Raw genomic sequence first — 17,582 nt, 5'->3', positions numbered from 1 at the left:
ATGACCGGGCAGGGCACACTGGACGGCAACCCCCGGGTGCCGAAGTACTACCAGGTGAAGAAGCAGCTCCTGGAGCTGATCGAGGCGATGCCCGCGGGCAACCCGGTACCGCCGGAGCGCTCCCTGGCCACCCAGTTCGGGACCTCGCGGACCACGGTCCGGCAGGCGCTCACCGAGATGGTCGTGGAGGGGCGCCTGCTGCGCATCCAGGGCAAGGGCACGTTCGTGGCCAAGCCCAAGGTCGCCCAGGTGCTCCAGCTCACCAGCTACACCCAGGAGATGCGCTCGCACGGGCTGCACCCGGCCACCCGCATCCTCGACGTGAGCTACATCAACGCCGACGACCAGCTCGCCGAGCTGCTGGCGATCCGCTCCGGCGGGCGGGTGCTGCGCATCGAGCGGCTGCGGCTGGCCAACGGCGAGCCGATGGCCGTGGAGACCGCGCACCTGGCGGCCCGGCGCTTCCCCGGCCTGCGCCGCCAGCTGGACCGCTACGCCTCCCTGTACGAGGCGCTGGCGAGCGCCTACGACGTCTCGCTGGCCGAGGCGGAGGCGTCCATCGAGACGGTCCTGGCGACCCCCAACGAGGCCAGGCTGCTCGGGGTGGACGTGGGCCTGCCGCTGGTGCTGCACTGCCAGCACAGCTTCGACCGGGAGGGCCACCCGGTGGAGTGGGTTCGCTCGCTGTACCGCGGCGACCGCTACAAGTTCGTCACCCGCCTGCGTCCCCCCACGGACTAGGGCCTGTTTTTCGAGTGCCGTCCTGTTCCGCGGGGGTGTGTGAGGCGCCGGCGGGGTTCTGCAGGCCCGGAGGGGATGTCCCGGGAACGGGGATGTCCCCGTGGGGCCGAGGGTTCCCGCCCTCCGGGGGCGCCGAACGCGGACCGGAGCGGAGCCGAGGTCCAAAAAAACACGCACCAGCGGCGGGCCTCCCCCCGGCCCGGCCGGACGCGCCGCACGGGGCCCGGCACCGCGCCCGGGCCCCGCCGGCTACCCGCGGCCCAGGACCGTGGCCAGGGCCTCCACCACACGGGGGTCGTACTCGGTGCCCGCGTCCATCCGCAGCCGTTCCAGCACGGCATCCCGGCGCTCGGCATCGCCGTTCTCCCCGACCAGGTCGTCGAAGGCGTTGGCCACCTTGATGATCCGGCTGCCCAGCGGCGGCACGCCCTTGTCGCCGTCCCCCCCGACCGGCTCGCACTGGCGGCGCACCATCTCGGCGACGGAGTCCAGCACCCCCGTCTCCCGGATGATCCCCGCGCCCAGTTCGGCGATGCGCCGCTGCTCGCGGGGGGAGGCCAGCACGGTCGCCCCGCCCGCGATGGGCTCGCGCAGCGACAGCTGGCCGATGTCGTGCATCAGGGCCGCGTACTCCAGCTCCAGCAGGTCCGCCTCGGCCAGGCCCAGCTCGCAGCCGACCAGGTGGGACAGGTGGCTGACCCGGCGCGAGTGCCCGTTCTCGACGTATCCGCCGACCTCGGTGACCCGCGACAGCGCGCGCACGGTCTCCAGGTAGGTGCGCCGCACCTCGGCGTGCCTGCGGAAGGCCACCTGGGCGACCAGCAGCGGGGCGCTGAACACCAGCAGCCCGGCCAGGCCGGTGACGGTGCAGGCCAGCGCGATGAGCACACCGCTGGAGCCGATGGCCATGCCCGAGGCGAACTGGGCGCGCATCTCGTCACGGGCCGCGACCCGCAGCCGGGTGCGCAGCCGCTCGGCGCGCAGCACGGCGGCCAGCAGGGCGTCCACGGTCCACACGGTCAGCACCAGCGTGAACATGAGCAGGGTCGCCGTCACCGAGGGCCCCGACAGCTCCAGGTGTTCGGCGAGGGGTCGGAAGACGACGGCCAGCAGCCCCACGCAGAGCACCCGGCGGGCGACGTCCTCCACCCGGGGGGCGCGGCCCACCGCGACGTGCGGCAGCTCCCCCACCGCCACACCGCAGGCGACGACCGCCAGTACCTGCCAGGCCGAGTGGGCCGAGGGCCCCTCCCCCAGGCTCAGCAGGAAGGCGTAGCCGACGGCCCCCGCGGAGGCGATCGGTGCGACCTCCCGGTGGCCCGGCAGTGTGATCCGCACCAGCTCGCCGACCGCGATGACCAGGCAGAAGGAGAGGGCCACGTAGGGTTCGACGAACCCCGTGGCCGACGTCCACAGCAGGGAGGCCAGCGAGGCCGCGCCCACCGCCGCCACCAGCAGGGCGCGCGCCGGGCGGGAGGTCCGCCAGATCGGCCCGCGCGGGCGCTGGTGGCTGAGCGCGCCCCCCTCGGGGCCCATCGGCCGCCGCGGGGGCGGCCCTTCGGTCTGCCGCTGCGTCATCACCGGTCCCGACCGCCCGTCGCGGTGCCCGTGGGAAGCACCGTCGTCGGGGCGGCGGTCTCGGCGGAGACCTGCACCGCGCCCTCCTCGGCGGGTACGGCCGCGGGATCGGGCCCGGCCGCGGGATCGGGCCCGGCCGCGGGCTCGGTGTCCTCCCGGGCGCCGTCGGCGGCCTCGGCCGCGTTCGAGCCGTAGCACCCGCCCGGCGGCTCGGCGATGTCGGGCGTCTCCCAGCCCTCGCGCTCCACCGCGCGGACCAGGGCCTCGACCATGCGCGGATCGAACTGGGTGCCCGCGCAGGCGCGCAGTTCGGCGATCGCGTCCTCCACCGACCACGCCTTGCGGTAGGAGCGCGTGGAGGTGAGGCAGTCGAAGACGTCGGCGACGCTGATGATGCGGGCGGACTCGGGGATCTCCATCCCCACCAGGCCCATCGGGTAGCCGCGGCCGTCCAGCCGCTCGTGGTGGTGGCGGATGCCGGCCAGCGCCTCGTCCAGGAAGCCGATCTCCCGGACGATCTCGTAGCCCCGGGTGGGGTGCAGTTTGATCGCGGCGTACTCCTCGTCGGTGAGCTTGCCCGTCTTCTGGAGCACCTTGGTGGGCACTCCGAGCTTGCCGATGTCGTGCAGCATCCCCGCGTAGCGGATCTTCTGCACCCGTTCGGCGGGCATGCCCAGTTCGCGGGCGATCATGGCGGCGCCCTCGGCGACGCGCATGCAGTGGCCGCGCGTGTAGTAGTCCTTGGTCTCCACCGCCTGGCAGAGCGTGGCCAGGGTGGCCTCGTGCGCCCGGGTCTCGTTGGTCTGCTGCGCGAACGCCCACCGGGCGATGAACAGCGGCAGCAGGACCAGGAGCGGGGCGATGATGCCCACGCCGCCCCAGACCGCCGCGATGGCCAGGCCGAGCATCTGGTAGCCCATCGAGGACAGCTCGACCGCCGCCAGGGGCCGCCAGTTGAACCTGCCGCGCCCGCGGGGGCGGACCTGGCCGAGCGTCCACAGCAGGAGGCCGACCAGCATGGAGTTGACGGCGGAGTGGGTCAGGACCGCGGCGACGTAGGGGAGGACCACGGCCGGGAAGTCCTCCCGGCCGAGTTCTCCGACCACGCCGCCGCACAGCAGATAGACGTGTCCGGCCGCGTACGCCGCCAGTGCGAACTGCGCCCCGTTGAAAGCCCGTTTGACCGGCGCCTGCCTGCGGACCGCGAGGCAGGAGGCGAAACCGACCACCGCCGCCCCGACCGGGCCGACGAGGACGACCGCGGCCAGTGAGACCGCCGAGCTCGGTGAGATCCCCGCCTTGCCGCCCGCCGAGACGCTCGTACTGATCGATTCGGCGACCACGAACAGCAGCGCCACGATGATCAGCGTCTGCGGGTCGATGCCCCCATGGGGCCCGACGAGCAGGATGGTGACAGCACTGACAACGATGATTCCGACGTAGACACGCGCGCCCCCGGGAAGAGCCCGCACCTTCGTTCACCCCCCACCAACGACGACCGGACTGTCATGGTTTCACCGGTTCTGTTCTACCACCAGGACCATCCGGTGAAGGAGGAAGCAGCCAAGATCGCCGCGGCCGCGGTGTGAAGCAGAGCCATGAACATGGTCGTCCCCTCTCCCCTGAACGGCGCGCCGTCTTTCCCCGGGCACGCCGCGTAAATTACCCCATTCGTTGGATATGGCGTCCAGTTTAACGGGCCCGGAAGGCACCCGGATTCCCCACAACCCGAACCATCGCACCCCCGGACTCCGAAGAAGATAAGAAGTTCCGGAGTATGGAATTACTAATTCAATTAGCAATGTCGGTTGACTACCGTGAGTGACGATCCCCTTCGTGGGCGTGATCGCGGAAGTCCGGCGAACGAGCGCTCGTACCTGCGCACCTCGGGCGAAGGCCACCAGGTTCGACTACACAAAGTGACCGCATACGGGCGCCCCTCGCCCCCGCAGGAAAAATCATTCCGAGTCGATCACGGGCCGCGTCGACCACACCGGGCCGGGCGTGTCGTAGGAGAGGACGAAGGCGTCACCCGGAAAGTCCGATGACCAAAACCCCCACGGCACAGGGGAATCCCGAATGACATTACCGAGAAACCCCACAAAACCAGACCAAAGCCCCACCATATGACAAGAACCCAGGAAAGCCTACAACAAGACAAAAAGGCGGAAGCTGGAATTCCAGCTTCCGCCTCGGGATTTCCGGCCCTCCGAAAAAAGAACCGGGTCCGCGGGGGAACCGCGTCCACGCCTCAGGCGGGCGATCCGGGCCCAGCCGCCTCACGCGCAGCCTGCTCGTCGCGGGCCCTGGCCAGTCGGCCCAGCACCTTGTCCCGCAGGTCCAGCGGGACCGGGTCGCCCCCGCAGTGTTTGGCGACGATCTTCTTCACCGCCTCGTCCAGCCCGTACTCCTCCAGACAGGGGTCGCACCCGTCCAGGTGCCGCCTGATCTGCACGCAGTTGTTCTCTTCGAGCTCACCGTCGATGTACGTGTAGAGCTTGTCGAGCACCTCACTGCACGGGGTGTCCTCGTCCCGACCCTGGCCGCTCATTGCCGATCTCCTCGATCCGACCCGTCCTGACCCCGCCCGCCCGCGGACGTTCCAGAGGCGGCCGCGCCGGCCGTGGCGCGCACCGCGGGGAGGAAACCGCGGTCGACCGCGTACTCCTCCAGGAGGGACCGCAACTGGCGACGACCCCGGTGCAGCCGGGACATGACCGTCCCGATCGGCGTGCCCATGATCTCGGCGACCTCTTTGTAGGCGAAGCCCTCGACGTCGGCGAGGTAGACCGCGATCCGGAAGTCCTCGGGCAGCTCCTGCAGCGCGCGCTTGACGTCACTGTCGGGGAGGTGCTCCAGTGCCTCGGCCTCGGCGGACTTCAGCCCCGCCGCGGTGTGCGAGGCGGCCTGCGCCAGCTGCCAGTCCTCGACGTCCTCGGTGCCGGCCTGCTTCGGCTCGCGCTGCTTCTTGCGGTAAGAGTTGATGAAGGTGTTGGTGAGGATGCGGTACAGCCACGCCTTGAGATTCGTCCCCTCCTTGAACTGGTGAAACGAACCGAACGCCTTGGCGAAGGTCTCCTGGACGAGATCCTCCGCGTCGGCGGGGTTGCGGGTCATGCGCAGCGCCGCGGAATAGAGCTGGTCGAGGAAGGGAAGCACATCCCTCTCGAAGCGCTCTTCCCGCTCCTCGGCTGTCTCCTGGCCCTGATCCAAGCCCGTCGGCCTCCTCGCACTGGTCCCGGCTGGGAAATCCGTACCTCCAAGATACGGTTCCCCGGCGCGGAGCCGCACATCGGCACCACGTGGCGCGGTCAACGCCTCCTCGCGTTCGAGGCACGCACCGGCGATCGGCATGGTCTGGCGCTCCTCCTAGGAAAATCCCTGGCGGTGGGACCGGGGCCCTCCCCGGTCGCGGTGTTCGGTCACAACAACCGCCGTGCCCCGGTGATTCCGGTCCCGGCGTGGGCCAAAGGTCCCTTCCACCTCCGAACTTCGCCGATCGGAGGCGTCCGGGGAGGTGAGGCATGGCAGAGTGCGGGTAAGACCATTTGAAGGATGGGAGAGGAGTGCACGTGCGACCGTCCTCGACTCCGGCCTCCGACCGCCCCCGGTCACCGGCGGCCCAGTTCGCCACCCCCGACCGGCTCTCCGACTACTGGCGGTTCTACTGGGCCGTCGCCGAGGCTCAGATCGCCCGCTGGCTTCCGGAGGCCCCCTCCCGGCTGCTGGACCTGTCCAGCCCGGACTACCAGGGCACCCCCCGGGCCGTCGCCGCAGGCCACGACGTGGTCGCCCTGCTGCCCTCCCCGGACCTGGCGGTGCGCAGACCGCTGCGCCTGGTCAACGGGCGCGCCGTGGTGCCCCGCCCGGCCCGCCGCGGTCGGCTGCGCCAGATCGTGGGGGACTCGACGTTCCTGCGGTTCCTGGCCCCCGAGAGCTTCGACGGGGTGATCGCCGACAACCGGATGCTGTCCCGGCAGCTGGCCACCGAGGAGTCGGTCGCCGAGATCGCCCGGGTGCTGCGCCCGGGCGGGCGGGTGCTGCTGTGCGTGGACTCGGTGGTCCTGGGCATGGCCCTGCTCGCCGAGCAGGACTGCTGGCCCGAGCTGAGCCATGCGCCCAGTGCGGACGTGCTGCTGGTGCCCTGGCCGGACGGGTCCATCACCCGCTGCTTCACCGCCGAGCAGCTCACCGACACCCTCGCCGCGGCGGGCCTGGAACTGGAGTGGATCAAGCCGCGGACGGTGCTGTCGGCGTCCACGGTGGAGATGATGCTGGCCCGCGACCCGCGTTCGATGGGCCGGCTGGTCGAGATGGAGCTGCGCGCCACCGAGTCCGACGACTACGTCGGCGTCCACCTCATCGCCGGGGCCCGCAAACCCCGGTGACCCCGGCCCTCCCCCTCCGCCGGTCCGGGTGCGGCGCCGCGCCCGGACCGGGAGGGGCTCAGAGGCCGGCCGCGGCGGCCAGGGCCGGGAGCGCGAAGAGCAGCAGCGCCGGGCCGGCACCCGCACCGGTCGTGTAGCTGTAGGCCAGGTCCCGGCGGTTCGCCCAGCGCACGGCGAGGAACGGCCACAGGGTCAGCCACGCCCCCAGCGGGTACAGCAGCGGGTTCTCCAGGATCGGCGCCATGGGGAAGAAGTGCACGCCCACCACCAGGCAGACCCACGGGGCGAGGTACTCGCTGCGGCCCATCGCGAGCAGCACCAGCACGCCGAGCAGGGCCGCGCCGAACTCGACCCCGAGGACGATGAGGTACAGGGCCATCGCGGACCCCTCGCCCAGCACCGATCCGGTGTCCCAGTGCAGCCAGGACAGCACGCCCCCGGCGACGGCCAGCAGTACGCCCAGGGCGGAGCCGCCGCCGAGCCACCGCGTGGCCGGACCCCCGGGCGGCCGTTCCTGGGCCCACCCGAACCAGGCGGCCGCGAAGAAGCCGAGGACGGCCGTGGTCATGGTGGCGTCGCGGAGGAGGAAGTCCATGGTGCCTCACTGTTCGGGGGGCGGCTCGTACGGTCAGCCTCGCACGGCCGGCCGCGGGCCTCGACGGCGGGCGGGCCGATGAGCAGGCGGACGGCGTCGCGCATGCGCTCCAGGTGGAGCCCGTCGTCGGGGCGGACCGGGAACCGGTGGCGGTCCACCTCGGAGAGGAGTCCGGCGAAGGCGGACACGTCGGTGCCCGGGGGCGGCCCGCGGCCGGGCGGCGGCTCCCGGCGTACCGCTCCTGGTACACCCTGTGCCTTCCGGGTCGTCGGATACCTGGACCGGGCGGGCCGGAGGAGGCGGTGCGCCCGGGGGACCTCCCCGGCCGGATGCGGGCCCTGCCGGGCCCCCGGGTCGGCGGCGGGGCCTCGGGCACCGCGTCGGCGGACAGCGGAACACGGTGGTGGCCGGCACCGAACGGGATACACGGGACCGGGCACGGGTGGACCGGCGGTGGCGACACCGCCGGTCCACCCGCGGACTCCGCGTGGACGCCCGGGTCGCCCGGGGTCAGTCGGTGCGTTCGGTGAGCGGGAGGTAGACCCGCCCGCCCTGCTCCCCGAACTCGGCGGACTTGGCCGCCATCCCCCGCTGGATGGCCTCGACCGTGTCCAGGCCGTTCTCCGCCGCGTAGCGGCGGACGTCCTGCGTGATCTTCATCGAGCAGAACTTGGGCCCGCACATGGAGCAGAAGTGCGCGGTCTTGGCCGGTTCGGCGGGCAGCGTCTCATCGTGGTAGGCCGTGGCCGTCTCGGGGTCCAGCGACAGGTGGAACTGGTCCTTCCACCGGAACTCGAACCGGGCCCGGGACAGGGCGTCGTCCCACTCCTGCGCCCGCGGGTGCCCCTTTGCCAGGTCGGCGGCGTGGGCGGCGAGCTTGTAGGTGATCACGCCGGTCTTGACGTCGTCGCGGTCCGGCAGGCCCAGGTGCTCCTTGGGGGTGACGTAGCAGAGCATCGCGGTGCCGTGCCAGCCGATCTGGGCGGCGCCGATCGCCGAGGTGATGTGGTCGTACCCGGGGGCGATGTCGGTGGCCAGGGGACCGAGCGTGTAGAACGGCGCCTCGCCGCACAGCTCCTCCTCCAGGCGCACGTTCTCCGCGATCTTGTGCATGGGCACGTGCCCGGGGCCCTCGATCATCACCTGCACGTCGTGGGACCGGGCGATGTGGGTGAGCTCGCCCAGCGTCCGCAGCTCCGCGAACTGGGCCTCGTCGTTGGCGTCGGCGATGGAGCCGGGCCGCAGCCCGTCGCCGAGCGAGAACGTGACGTCGTACTCCCGGAGGATCTCGCACAGCTCCTCGAAGTGGGTGTACAGGAAGCTCTCCCGGTGGTGGGCCAGGCACCAGGCGGCCATGATGGAGCCGCCGCGCGAGACGATGCCCGTGACCCGGCGGGCGGTGAGCGGCACGTACCGCAGCAGCACGCCCGCGTGCACGGTCATGTAGTCCACACCCTGTTCGCACTGCTCGATCACCGTGTCGCGGTAGATCTCCCAGGAGAGCTCGGCGGGGTCGCCGTTCACCTTCTCCAGCGCCTGGTAGATGGGGACGGTGCCGACCGGGACCGGCGAGTTGCGCAGGATGCGTTCGCGGGTCTCGTGGATGCGCCTGCCGGTGGACAGGTCCATGATCGTGTCGGCGCCCCAGCGGGTGGCCCACACCATCTTCTCGACCTCCTCCTCCACCGAGGAGGTGACGGCCGAGTTGCCGATGTTGGCGTTGATCTTGACCAGGAAGTTCTTGCCGATGATCATCGGCTCGGACTCGGGGTGGCGGCGGTTGGCGGGGATGACCGCCCGGCCCACGGCCACCTCGGAGCGGACGAACTCGGGGTCCAGGCCCTCGCGCTCGGCGACGAACCTCATCTCGGGGGTGATGGTCCCGGCCCTGGCGTGGGCGAGCTGGGTGTCCGCGCCGTTGACGGGGGTGCGGGCGTCGATCCAGGGCTGCCGGGTCCGGGGGAGCCCCGCGCGGACGTCGATGCGGGCGGTGTCGTCGGTGTAGGGGCCGGAGGTGTCGTACAGGTCGAAGTGGCCGCCGTCGGTGAGTCCCACCCGGCGCCGGGGGATCCTGAGGGTGAGGCCCTCGGGGGTGTCGATCTCCCGGTAGACCTTGGATGATCCCATGATGGGACCAATGGTCACCCGGTGCTCCCCGGTGGTGGGACCGGTGTCACGGCTCTCGGTAGCCGTCATGGCATGCCTCCCTACGTCGGAATTACCCGAACAGGTTCTGCGGTCGGCGACACCGGTGAGTCGCCCTCTCAGCCCGCCATGGCGCGAGCTCCCGCGTTGCGATATCCGATTGTGGGACACGGGGGGACCGTGCCCGGGCGCGCCCGCGAACGGGCGGCCCCGGACACTGTACACAGGGGCACCCCGGTCCCGTCCAGGGGGGAAGCGGCCCGGACCCGGGACACGGGCCCCGGGCGGGGGTCTCAGAACAGGGTGTCCGGCTCCCCGCCGCCCCCGGCGGCCAGCGGGGTGAGCAGGTCGGGGCGGTTGTTCTTGATGCTGTTGACGTCGGTGGACACCTCGTCCACGGCGAACCGGTCCGCGGGGGTGTCGGCCATGATGTGCATCAGCTCGTCGGGGCCGGTACCCGGGTCGAGCCACGCCGCCCAGTCCCGCCGGGGCACGATGACGGGCATCCGCTCGTGGATGTGCGCGAGCGCGGGGGCGGCCTCGGTGGTGATCACGGCGCAGCTCCACACCCAGGCCGCCGGGTCGTCCTCGGGGGCCTCGGGGTCGCGCCAGCGCTCGAAGATCCCGGCCATCGCCAGCGGCTCCTCACCGCCGGGGTAGTGGATGGAGTAGGGCTTCTTGTCCGCCTTGGCCTTGCGCTTCTTGTGGTCGGGGTCGGTGGCGGGGGAGGTGCTGGCCTGCACGGTGCCGTCCCTGCCGACGAGCTGCCACTCGTAGTAGGCGTCGGCGGGCAGCAGGCAGCGGCGGCGCCGGAACGCCGTGCGGAACGCCGGCTTGTCGGCCACGGTCTCGCTGCGCGCGTTGATCATCCGGTAGCCGATGTTGCGGTCCTTGGCCCAGGAGGGGATGAGACCCCAGCGCAGGGTGTGCAGGGAGCGCGGACCGGGCTCGCCGCCGTCGGACCCGGGCGGTCCGAGCACGGCGTACACCGGTCGGCCGGGCGAGATGTTGTAGTCCGCCTCCAGCTCCTCCAGCGGGGGCCAGGCGCGGGTGTCCACGTCGTCGGCGGGCAGGGCCTCCTCCGGCAGGCCGAAGTCGAAGCTGAGCTGCTGCACGTTCCTGGACTGGGCATAACGACCGCACATGCGTCCGATCCTACGCCGAGGGCACCCGCTCCCCACCCGTGGCGCCCGGATTCGCGGGCGCTCGCGCCCCTTCCGCACCGTCGGGCCCCTCCGCTCCGGGGGGACCGGTCCGGTCGCCGCCCCGGGAGCGGTCGCGCAGCGCGAGCACTCCCCCGGCGACCAGCAGCAGGGCCCCGACCGGGCCCAGGGCCCAGGGCCCCCACGAGTCCAGGGCGCGCAGCAGCAGCGAGCGCACCCGGGCCTGCTCGGCGCGGCCCGCGATCTGGTTCTCGCGCAGGCCCAGCTCGGCGTACAGCAGGCGCACCTCGCCGGAGGCGTTCTGCGGGCGCAGCGTCTCCAGCCGCGTCTCGTGGGTGTTGATGACGGTGCCGGACACCGGCTCCACCCAGTAGGTGCGCACCACCTGCAGCCAGCGGGTCGCGGTGACCGTGCCCTCCGCACCGGGGGTGAACAGCCACGCCGGGACCTCGCGGGCGGACTCCGGGACCTGGGTCGCGGAGATCTGCTGGTCGTAGCGGCGCACGGCCAGACCGGCGACCTCGTCCACACCCTGGAACTCCATGACCGGTGCGGCCCGCATCTCGGCGTCGTAGAAGGGGTGGTCGGCCTCCCCCACCCCGGGGGGCCAGGAGAACACCAGCCCGGCCTGGCGGACCGCCCGGTCGCCGTTGACGTGCTCGCCGCAGCAGTTGACGGCGCGGCCGGTGCCCCGGTCGACGATGACGCGGCGGCTCCAGTGGTCGATCATCGCGCCCTCGGCGACGGTGTCCACCGACATCTCCCAGGCGGACCAGTCCGGGCCGTGGGCCTGGGCGTTGACGGAGGTGTTGCGGACGATCCGCACCCCCTCCACCCACTCCCACCGGGAGGTGTCCAGGTACCCGGCGCCGTCGGCGACCATCGTCACCTCGAACCGGCCCTGGGCGGGCAGCACCGCCACCCGGTCGTACACGTACAGCGGCAGCATCGCGGCCAGGGTCAGCAGGAAGGCGCCGACCGCGGCCGGGAGGGTGCCCCGCGGCAGGGGGCGCCGCCCCGCGGTGTCGTCAGCGCTCATGTGCGCGCCTCCTCGTGGTCGCTCTCCCGGGGGCCGTCGGCCGCCGGGCCGGTGCCGTTCCCGCTCCCCGCCGCGGCCTCCGGTGCGGCGGTCCGCTCCGGCGCCTCCTCCCGCCGCGCGGCCCCCGGCGCGAGCACCGACGGGGGGTGGGCGTCGGCGCGGTCCGGGTCGGGGTGCTGGCCCAGCGCCAGCACGAGCCGGGCCAGCGCGGGCAGGCACAGCAGCTGGGCGACCCAGCCGCGCAGGGGCTGGCCCACCAGGTCGGTGACGTCGTGGAACGGCATGTGGACCGCCATATAGGTGCCCGCCGCCATCGACAGCCCGGCCAGGCCCAGGGACAGCGCCACCGGCCACGGCCCGGCCAGGCGGGGCAGGGTCCGCCCGCCCATGGACGGGGTCCCCGGCTTGGCGTGCCGGAGCCTGGCGGGCGCGCGGCGGCCCAGCCACCACATGCACAGCAGGATGACGCCGACCAGGGCGGCGCCGGCCCACCCCGAGACCCACACGCCGTACGCCAGGCCCAGCGGCAGCACGAGCCACCGCGACGGCCAGGCCGCGTCCGCAGCGGGCAGGGCGCGCGCCCCGCGCGGGGGGCCCGCGGCGGCGGCGCGCCCGCCGGGCAGCAGTCCGCGCGGCCACAGGGCCGCGACCACCAGCAGGGCGGCCAGGACACCGCCCGCGACCAGGGCCCGGTGGTAGGCGGTGTCGGGGGTGTAGACCAGGGTGACCGTGCCCGCGCTGCCCGCGGGCAGCAGCCAGCCCTGCTTCCACCCCTCCAGGCGGACCGGCTCCAGGACCTCCCCGCCCTCCAGGCGGGCCTCCCAGCCCTCGTTGTGGTTCTCGTTGACGACGAGGAAGGAGTCGGTGCCGACGGCCTCCACGTCGAAGCGGCGCGTCCCCGGCCCCCACTCGTGCACGGCGGCGGGGGCGGTCAGGGAGACCTCGGGGCGCTCGGCGGCCGGCTCCCCCGAGCCCACCACGGCGGAGCGGACCTCGTACCTGTTGCCGGGGTCGACGACGATGCGGTTCTCGCCCGCCACCAGGTCCAGGCCGGTGCAGCTCTCGTAGCGCAGCGGCCGCCCCGTGAGCTGGTCGGCGAGGGTGCCCTCGCTGATCCGCGTCTCCACGCGCTGCCCGTTGACCCGCAGGGTCGGGCCCAGGCCGCAGGCGGTGGAGGCGTCGCCGTCGGGGAGCGGGTCCACCGCTTCCACACCCGGCAGGGAGATGGTGCCGATCTCCAGGACCTGGCCCTCGGGGCGTTCGAACGTGATCCGCAGAGCGTCGGCGGTGAACGGGGCGAAGTCGACCCGGCCGCTGCCGTCCAGCCACCCCTCGCGGACGGTGCCGCCGCCCTCGACCGTGACCTTGATGGGGCGCAGCACGCTGTCGGCGCGCGGGAAGTCCACCGAGAGGTGGCCGATCTCGGCCGGTCGGCCCAGCTCGACGTCGAGCCAGGGGCGCTTCTCCTCCGGGTCGGGGTACCAGACGGTGCTCTCGTCGTCGTCCAGGGCTCCGCGGCCCATCGCCGCCGGGTGCTGCACGGCGGTGGAGGAGGCGCTGACGTACGGGTGCGTCCCGGCGCGGTTGGCCGCGTTCTCGGCCTCGCGCGGGTCGGTCAGGACGACCTCGCCGGACACCGAGTGCGGCGCCGCGGCGGCGTCCGCCGACAGCTCGAAGGTGCGGTCCAGGCGCCTGGCGTCCTCGCCCTGCACCTGGAGGCCGCTGTTGCACACCCACACGTGGGAGCCCTCCATGCACCCGGGGGCGGTGCCGGTGGACCCGGTGAACAGCAGGGTCCCGGCGTCGGCCGGTCCGGGCACGCGCAGGGTGCGGGCGGGCTCCAGGCCGGGCACGGAGATGGAGGTGACGCCCACCCGGGTGCCGAACCGGTACTCGGGCTCCCAGGCGAGCTCCTCCACCCGCAGCCGCAGGGTGGTGGTGGCCCCGGGCGGGACCATCACCTCCTGCGGGTCGCCCGTCTGGGCGACGGGCGCGTCCACCTCTCCGGTGTCGGTGACGACGCTGATCCTGGAGGGCGGCGGGTCGTCGGCGAACTGCTCGAACGCGACCGTCAGCCCGGTGAGGTCCTGCGGCTCGGTGAACTCCACCTCGATCCACTCGCCCAGGGCCCCGGTGAAGGCGCTGGACCGCCACGAGGTGGTGAGGTCGTCGTCGAGTGCGGCCTGCGGCCCGTGCCCGGGGTCGCGGTCGGCGGCGCGGGCGCCGGCCCCCGCCTCGGAGGAGGAGGCGCGCACCGAGGCGATCCCGATGTCCTCGGCGTGGGCGGTGTAGCCCTCCCAGGCCGGGTCGGTGATGTCCGGGGCGGGCACGTCGCGTTCGAGTTCCTCGTCCTCGGTGAGGGTGGCGGACACGTTGCGGCGCACGTCGGGGTAGACGACCTCGCGGCGGCGTGCGGTGTCGGTGACGATGGTGTCCTGCGCGGACACCCGGTCGGCGCCGGGGTCGTCGCCCAGCAGCACCGGCCGGTCGTCGGTGATCAGCCCCTGCTCGGCCAGGTACAGCAGCGACTCCGGGCCGCCGGTGACGCGGACGGCCTCGTCGGCGGGCACCACGCCCACGGTCGGGGCGGCGTCCTCCACCTCGTAGATCGTCAGCGCCGGATAGGGCTGGTCGAACCACTGCGAGGCGGACCGGTGGTCCAGGGAGCCCAGGGACGGCCCGAACTCGGCGACCGGGACGATGCCGGGCGAGGAGTTCAGGGCCTGGTGCACGCGGGCGGGCCAGCCGCCGTGGTTGCCCACCCGCTGGAGGTCGTTGCGGACCAGCAGGTGGGTGACGCCCATCCGGGCCAGGGTGTCGGCGAGCCCCTCCGATCCGCGCCCGGAGGACACCCGCTGGTCGATCTCGTGGGTGAGCCGGGAGACGCCCGCCGACCCCCACGGGATGATCTGGTGGTTGGTCCAGGCGCCCTCGAGCAGCGGTTGCAGGGGTTCGTCCAGGGGGCGGCCCCACTCGTACTCGCCGCGCGCCGAACCGGGCAGCGCCATCGTCATGCCGCGTTCGTCGGAGCGCTCGTTGAGCCAGTCGGCGGCCTCGTGCCAGTGATCGGGCAGGGCCGTGAAACCGCCCGCAGGGGCCACCCCGACGGTGGCGATGGGGACGAGGGTGACCAGGAACGCGGTCGCGCACACTCCGGCCACGGTGCGCCGCACCCGCCCCGAGACGGGCTCGCCGCGCCGGTCGGCCCGGTCGCGGGCGACCACCACGGGCAGGTGGGCCAGGCCCAGGACGAGCGGCAGCCGGATGAGCGCGTCGAACTTGTGGACGTTGCGGAACGGGGCCAGCACGCCGTCGAGGAGTTCGCGCATGGTCCCGGCGAAGGGGCCGGTGAGGTCGCCGGTGAAGCCCGCGACGACGATCGCCGTTCCGGTGAGCAGACTGGTGACGAGGAAGAGCCGCTCGGGGGTGCGCCGGTTGATGAGCCCGGCCAGGCCCAGCCCGGCGACCAGCGCGGTCACCGCGATCAGCCAGGGGGTGAGCGACAGGGCCGCGCCCGAGGGCAGCGCCGTGTTGCCCTGGTCCGGCAGGAAGCCCATCCAGTTCGAGGTGCCGCGCAGCGCGTTGAGCAGCGAGGTGATGCCGGTGGTGACGGCGGCGTCCTCGGTGTAGGGCATGAACGAGTACACGTACCGCGACATGAGCAGCAGCGGCACGATGTACCAGAACGTGGCGGCGAACAGCGCCACCGACCACCAGAAGATGAGCCGACGCTTGCGCGGTCCCCGCCTCCGGGTGAGCAGGTACAGCCCGGGGACGATGAGGACGGCCAGCTCCGAGGCGGCGTTGGTGCCCCCGCACAGCAGGAACGCCGCCCCCGACAGCAGTGCCATCCGGGCCGGGGGGTACCCGTGCCGGGCGCCCAGGACCAGCGGCAGCAGCACCCAGGGCAGGAGCAGCATCGGCTGGAGTTCGGCCGAGTTGTACGACAGCAGCGTCAGCACCCGCGGCGCCAGCGCGTAGGCGACCCCGGCCAGGATGCGGGTGTTGACGGTGCCGATGCCCAGCGCTCCGGCCACCTTGTACACACCCACGAACGCGGCGACGAGCAGCACCGCCATCCACGACCGCTGGATGAGCCAGTCGGGCATGCCGAGCAGGTCCAGCAGCAGGTGGAAGGGCGCGTTGGGGAAGAAGTACCCGTACGCCTGGTTCTGGATCTGGCCGAAGTAGGAGGCGTCCCACAGGTGCAGGGCGCGCTCCATGAACCCCAGGGGGTTGGCCGTCAGGTCCAGCTTGGTGTCGCTGACGATCCGACCGGGGTCGATGCTGGCCGCCAGCGCGCCCAGGAGAAGGCACACCGCGAGGACCTTGAGCCGCCGCAGCAGCTTCTCGTCCACTCCCCCGGTGACGGGGGACGGTGTCCTGGAATCCTCCGGTTCGCGCCTGGCGGTGGATTCCGCCGAAGTCACTTCTCTGTTTTCCTGCCTGACGTCGTGTCCGGGACGTCCGCGCCACCGGGGAGATCGAGTTCGCGGGCGACCAGGCGGGTCATCTCCGCGCCGCTGGCCTCCCAGGTGAAGCGGTCGGCCCAGGCCCGGCAGGCGCGGCGGACGGCGGCTCTGCGCCGGGGGTCGGAGAGCTCCTTCAGCGCCCGGGAGACGACGTCGGCCAGTTCCTCGCCCTCGCGCACCAGCCACCCGGTTTCGCCGTCGCGGACCGAATCGCGGAGTCCGTCCACATCGTAGGCCACGGTGGGCACGCCCAGGCGGGCGGCCTCGATGACGGTCAGGCCCCACCCCTCGAACTCGGAGGCGGTGACGTGCAGGTGGCAGGAGGCCAGGACGCTGTTCTTGTCCTCCTCCGGCAGGAAGCCGTGGAGGCGGACCCGGTCGGCGGTGCCGTCCCGGGAGATCTGCTCGGCCAGGTGCTCCCCCTCGGGGCCGCGGCCGATGATGTGGACCCGCAGCCGGGGGTGCTCGCCCTCCAGGGCGCGGGCCAGGTCGGCGACCTTGGAGACGCGCTTCTGCACCACCAGGCGGCCCAGGCTGACGATGGCCGGGTCGCCGAGGTCGTCGGGGGCGTCGTCCAGCGGCTTGAGGGGCCCCTGGACGCCGCCGTTGTGGATGATCTCGATCGGGGCGCGCCAGCCGAGCTTCTCGCGCAGGGCCCGGCGGGAGGACTCCGAGACCGTGACGGTGGTGCAGTCGCGGTAGACCCACGAGGCCACGGTGGACTCGACGAACCGGCCGAACCACGCCAGCGGCGCCGAGAAGTAGGCGTTGAACTGGAGGTCGTGGACGTGGTGGACGATGCTGACGACCCTGGTCCGGCGGCGCAGGACCAGGCGCGACAGGAAGGGGATCCCGTTCATGCAGTCGAAGGCGAGCCGGTACTCGCGGCGCCACAGGGCGAGCCAGGCCATGACCCGCGGGTAGACGGTGAACCGGCCGCCCATGCGGCGGATGACGATCCCGTCCCTGGTCTCCACCCGGGCCTGGTGGGGCTCGCGGCTGGTGAGGAAGGTGACGATGGCACCGCGCTCGGCCAGGTGGCGGCTGATCCGCCAGGCGTACTCCTCGGCGCCGCCGGCCGCGCTCTGCCAGGGGTCGCGCCAGTTGATCATGACCAGGCGGACACCGTCGAGCCGGGGGCCGGGGTCGCTCTCGGGGGCCGCCGGGGCCGGGGCGGGGTTCGCGGTGACCGTGGGCAGGTCTCGGTGGTGGACCTCGGGGAAGACCACGCGCTCTCCTTCCGCGGGGTGTCCGGGACCCGGCGCGCTCGAAACCCTTCGCGATCGAATGAACACGGAGAGAAGTGGTGCGCGGGAAGAGCGGTGCGCACGCCGAGCGGACCCATCGACCGGACGCCTGTGGGGATGGGGGCGGTCGGGACAGGGGACCGCCGGGACGAGGGGGACGGATGGGCGCCCCGCTGGGGGCGAGGCGCCCGAAGGACCTCGATCGAACGCGGGC

The 17,582-nt window shown here is 72.8% G+C and carries 12 protein-coding genes; 2 read left to right on the top strand and 10 right to left on the bottom strand.

Features of this window, described 5'->3' with window-relative positions; translation table 11 throughout:
* The gene (locus ACSUPR_RS21830; RefSeq protein WP_436886568.1) at positions 1-741 is read left to right on the top strand and encodes a GntR family transcriptional regulator; all 741 of its coding nucleotides are present in this window, start codon (positions 1-3) and stop codon (positions 739-741) included.
* A gap of 249 nt (positions 742-990) precedes the next feature.
* Here the strand turns inward: ACSUPR_RS21830 and ACSUPR_RS21825 are convergent, their stop codons facing one another.
* The 4 genes from ACSUPR_RS21825 to ACSUPR_RS21810 all read right to left on the bottom strand — a co-directional run bounded on the left by ACSUPR_RS21825 (position 991) and on the right by ACSUPR_RS21810 (position 5,532).
* The gene (locus tag ACSUPR_RS21825) at positions 991-2,319 is read right to left on the bottom strand and encodes an HD-GYP domain-containing protein (RefSeq protein ID WP_436886567.1); all 1,329 of its coding nucleotides are present in this window, start codon (positions 2,317-2,319) and stop codon (positions 991-993) included.
* Positions 2,319-3,725 carry an HD-GYP domain-containing protein gene (locus ACSUPR_RS21820; RefSeq protein WP_436892094.1) on the bottom strand — a complete coding sequence of 469 codons (1,407 nt, stop codon included), beginning with the start codon at positions 3,723-3,725 and terminating at the stop codon, positions 2,319-2,321. The genes ACSUPR_RS21825 and ACSUPR_RS21820 overlap by 1 nt, the downstream gene beginning before the upstream one ends.
* A gap of 845 nt (positions 3,726-4,570) precedes the next feature.
* Positions 4,571-4,870, bottom strand: a complete 300-nt coding sequence (gene rsrA, locus ACSUPR_RS21815; protein WP_436886566.1) for a mycothiol system anti-sigma-R factor — start codon at positions 4,868-4,870, stop codon at positions 4,571-4,573.
* Complete coding sequence (locus ACSUPR_RS21810) at positions 4,867-5,532, bottom strand: sigma-70 family RNA polymerase sigma factor (RefSeq protein ID WP_436886565.1); 666 nt, start codon at positions 5,530-5,532, stop codon at positions 4,867-4,869. The genes rsrA and ACSUPR_RS21810 overlap by 4 nt, the downstream gene beginning before the upstream one ends.
* Positions 5,533-5,885: 353 nt before the next feature.
* Between ACSUPR_RS21810 and ACSUPR_RS21805 the strand changes: the two genes are divergently transcribed.
* The gene (locus tag ACSUPR_RS21805) at positions 5,886-6,707 is read left to right on the top strand and encodes a class I SAM-dependent methyltransferase (protein ID WP_436886564.1); all 822 of its coding nucleotides are present in this window, start codon (positions 5,886-5,888) and stop codon (positions 6,705-6,707) included.
* Between the two features lie 58 nt (positions 6,708-6,765).
* Here the strand turns inward: ACSUPR_RS21805 and ACSUPR_RS21800 are convergent, their stop codons facing one another.
* The 6 genes from ACSUPR_RS21800 to ACSUPR_RS21775 form a co-directional block, all read right to left on the bottom strand.
* On the bottom strand, positions 6,766-7,302 hold the full coding sequence (locus ACSUPR_RS21800) for a hypothetical protein (RefSeq protein WP_436886563.1): 537 nt from the start codon (positions 7,300-7,302) through the stop codon (positions 6,766-6,768).
* Between the two features lie 510 nt (positions 7,303-7,812).
* A complete protein-coding gene (thiC, locus tag ACSUPR_RS21795) occupies positions 7,813-9,498 on the bottom strand; it encodes a phosphomethylpyrimidine synthase ThiC (protein ID WP_436886562.1) in 1,686 nt (561 codons plus the stop codon).
* Between the two features lie 242 nt (positions 9,499-9,740).
* Entirely contained in the window at positions 9,741-10,592 is an 852-nt protein-coding gene (locus ACSUPR_RS21790) for an SOS response-associated peptidase (protein WP_436886561.1), read from the bottom strand.
* Between the two features lie 10 nt (positions 10,593-10,602).
* Positions 10,603-11,649, bottom strand: a complete 1,047-nt coding sequence (locus ACSUPR_RS21785; RefSeq protein WP_436886560.1) for a DUF3068 domain-containing protein — start codon at positions 11,647-11,649, stop codon at positions 10,603-10,605.
* The gene (locus ACSUPR_RS21780; RefSeq protein WP_436886559.1) at positions 11,646-16,079 is read right to left on the bottom strand and encodes an alpha-(1->3)-arabinofuranosyltransferase; all 4,434 of its coding nucleotides are present in this window, start codon (positions 16,077-16,079) and stop codon (positions 11,646-11,648) included. The genes ACSUPR_RS21785 and ACSUPR_RS21780 overlap by 4 nt, the downstream gene beginning before the upstream one ends.
* Complete coding sequence (locus ACSUPR_RS21775) at positions 16,076-17,350, bottom strand: glycosyltransferase family 4 protein (protein WP_436886558.1); 1,275 nt, start codon at positions 17,348-17,350, stop codon at positions 16,076-16,078. The genes ACSUPR_RS21780 and ACSUPR_RS21775 overlap by 4 nt, the downstream gene beginning before the upstream one ends.
* Between the last annotated feature and the right edge of the window lie 232 nt (positions 17,351-17,582).

It is taken from the genome of Nocardiopsis dassonvillei (assembly GCF_964273065.1).
Taxonomy (GTDB): Bacteria; Actinomycetota; Actinomycetes; order Streptosporangiales; family Streptosporangiaceae; genus Nocardiopsis; species Nocardiopsis dassonvillei_B.
Note: the sequence above shows the minus strand (reverse complement) of the source record. Positions and strands in the feature narration are given on the sequence as shown.

What these genes read in the sequence shown, in the direction of transcription:
- ACSUPR_RS21830 (WP_436886568.1), top strand. Translation starts at nt 1, where the DNA reads ATGACCGGGCAGGGCACACTGGACGGCAACCCCCGGGTGCCGAAGTAC.
- ACSUPR_RS21825 (WP_436886567.1), bottom strand. Translation starts at nt 2,319, where the DNA reads ATGACGCAGCGGCAGACCGAAGGGCCGCCCCCGCGGCGGCCGATGGGC.
- ACSUPR_RS21790 (WP_436886561.1), bottom strand. Translation starts at nt 10,592, where the DNA reads ATGTGCGGTCGTTATGCCCAGTCCAGGAACGTGCAGCAGCTCAGCTTC.
- ACSUPR_RS21800 (WP_436886563.1), bottom strand. Translation starts at nt 7,302, where the DNA reads ATGGACTTCCTCCTCCGCGACGCCACCATGACCACGGCCGTCCTCGGC.
- ACSUPR_RS21785 (WP_436886560.1), bottom strand. Translation starts at nt 11,649, where the DNA reads ATGAGCGCTGACGACACCGCGGGGCGGCGCCCCCTGCCGCGGGGCACC.
- rsrA (WP_436886566.1), bottom strand. Translation starts at nt 4,870, where the DNA reads ATGAGCGGCCAGGGTCGGGACGAGGACACCCCGTGCAGTGAGGTGCTC.
- thiC (WP_436886562.1), bottom strand. Translation starts at nt 9,498, where the DNA reads ATGACGGCTACCGAGAGCCGTGACACCGGTCCCACCACCGGGGAGCAC.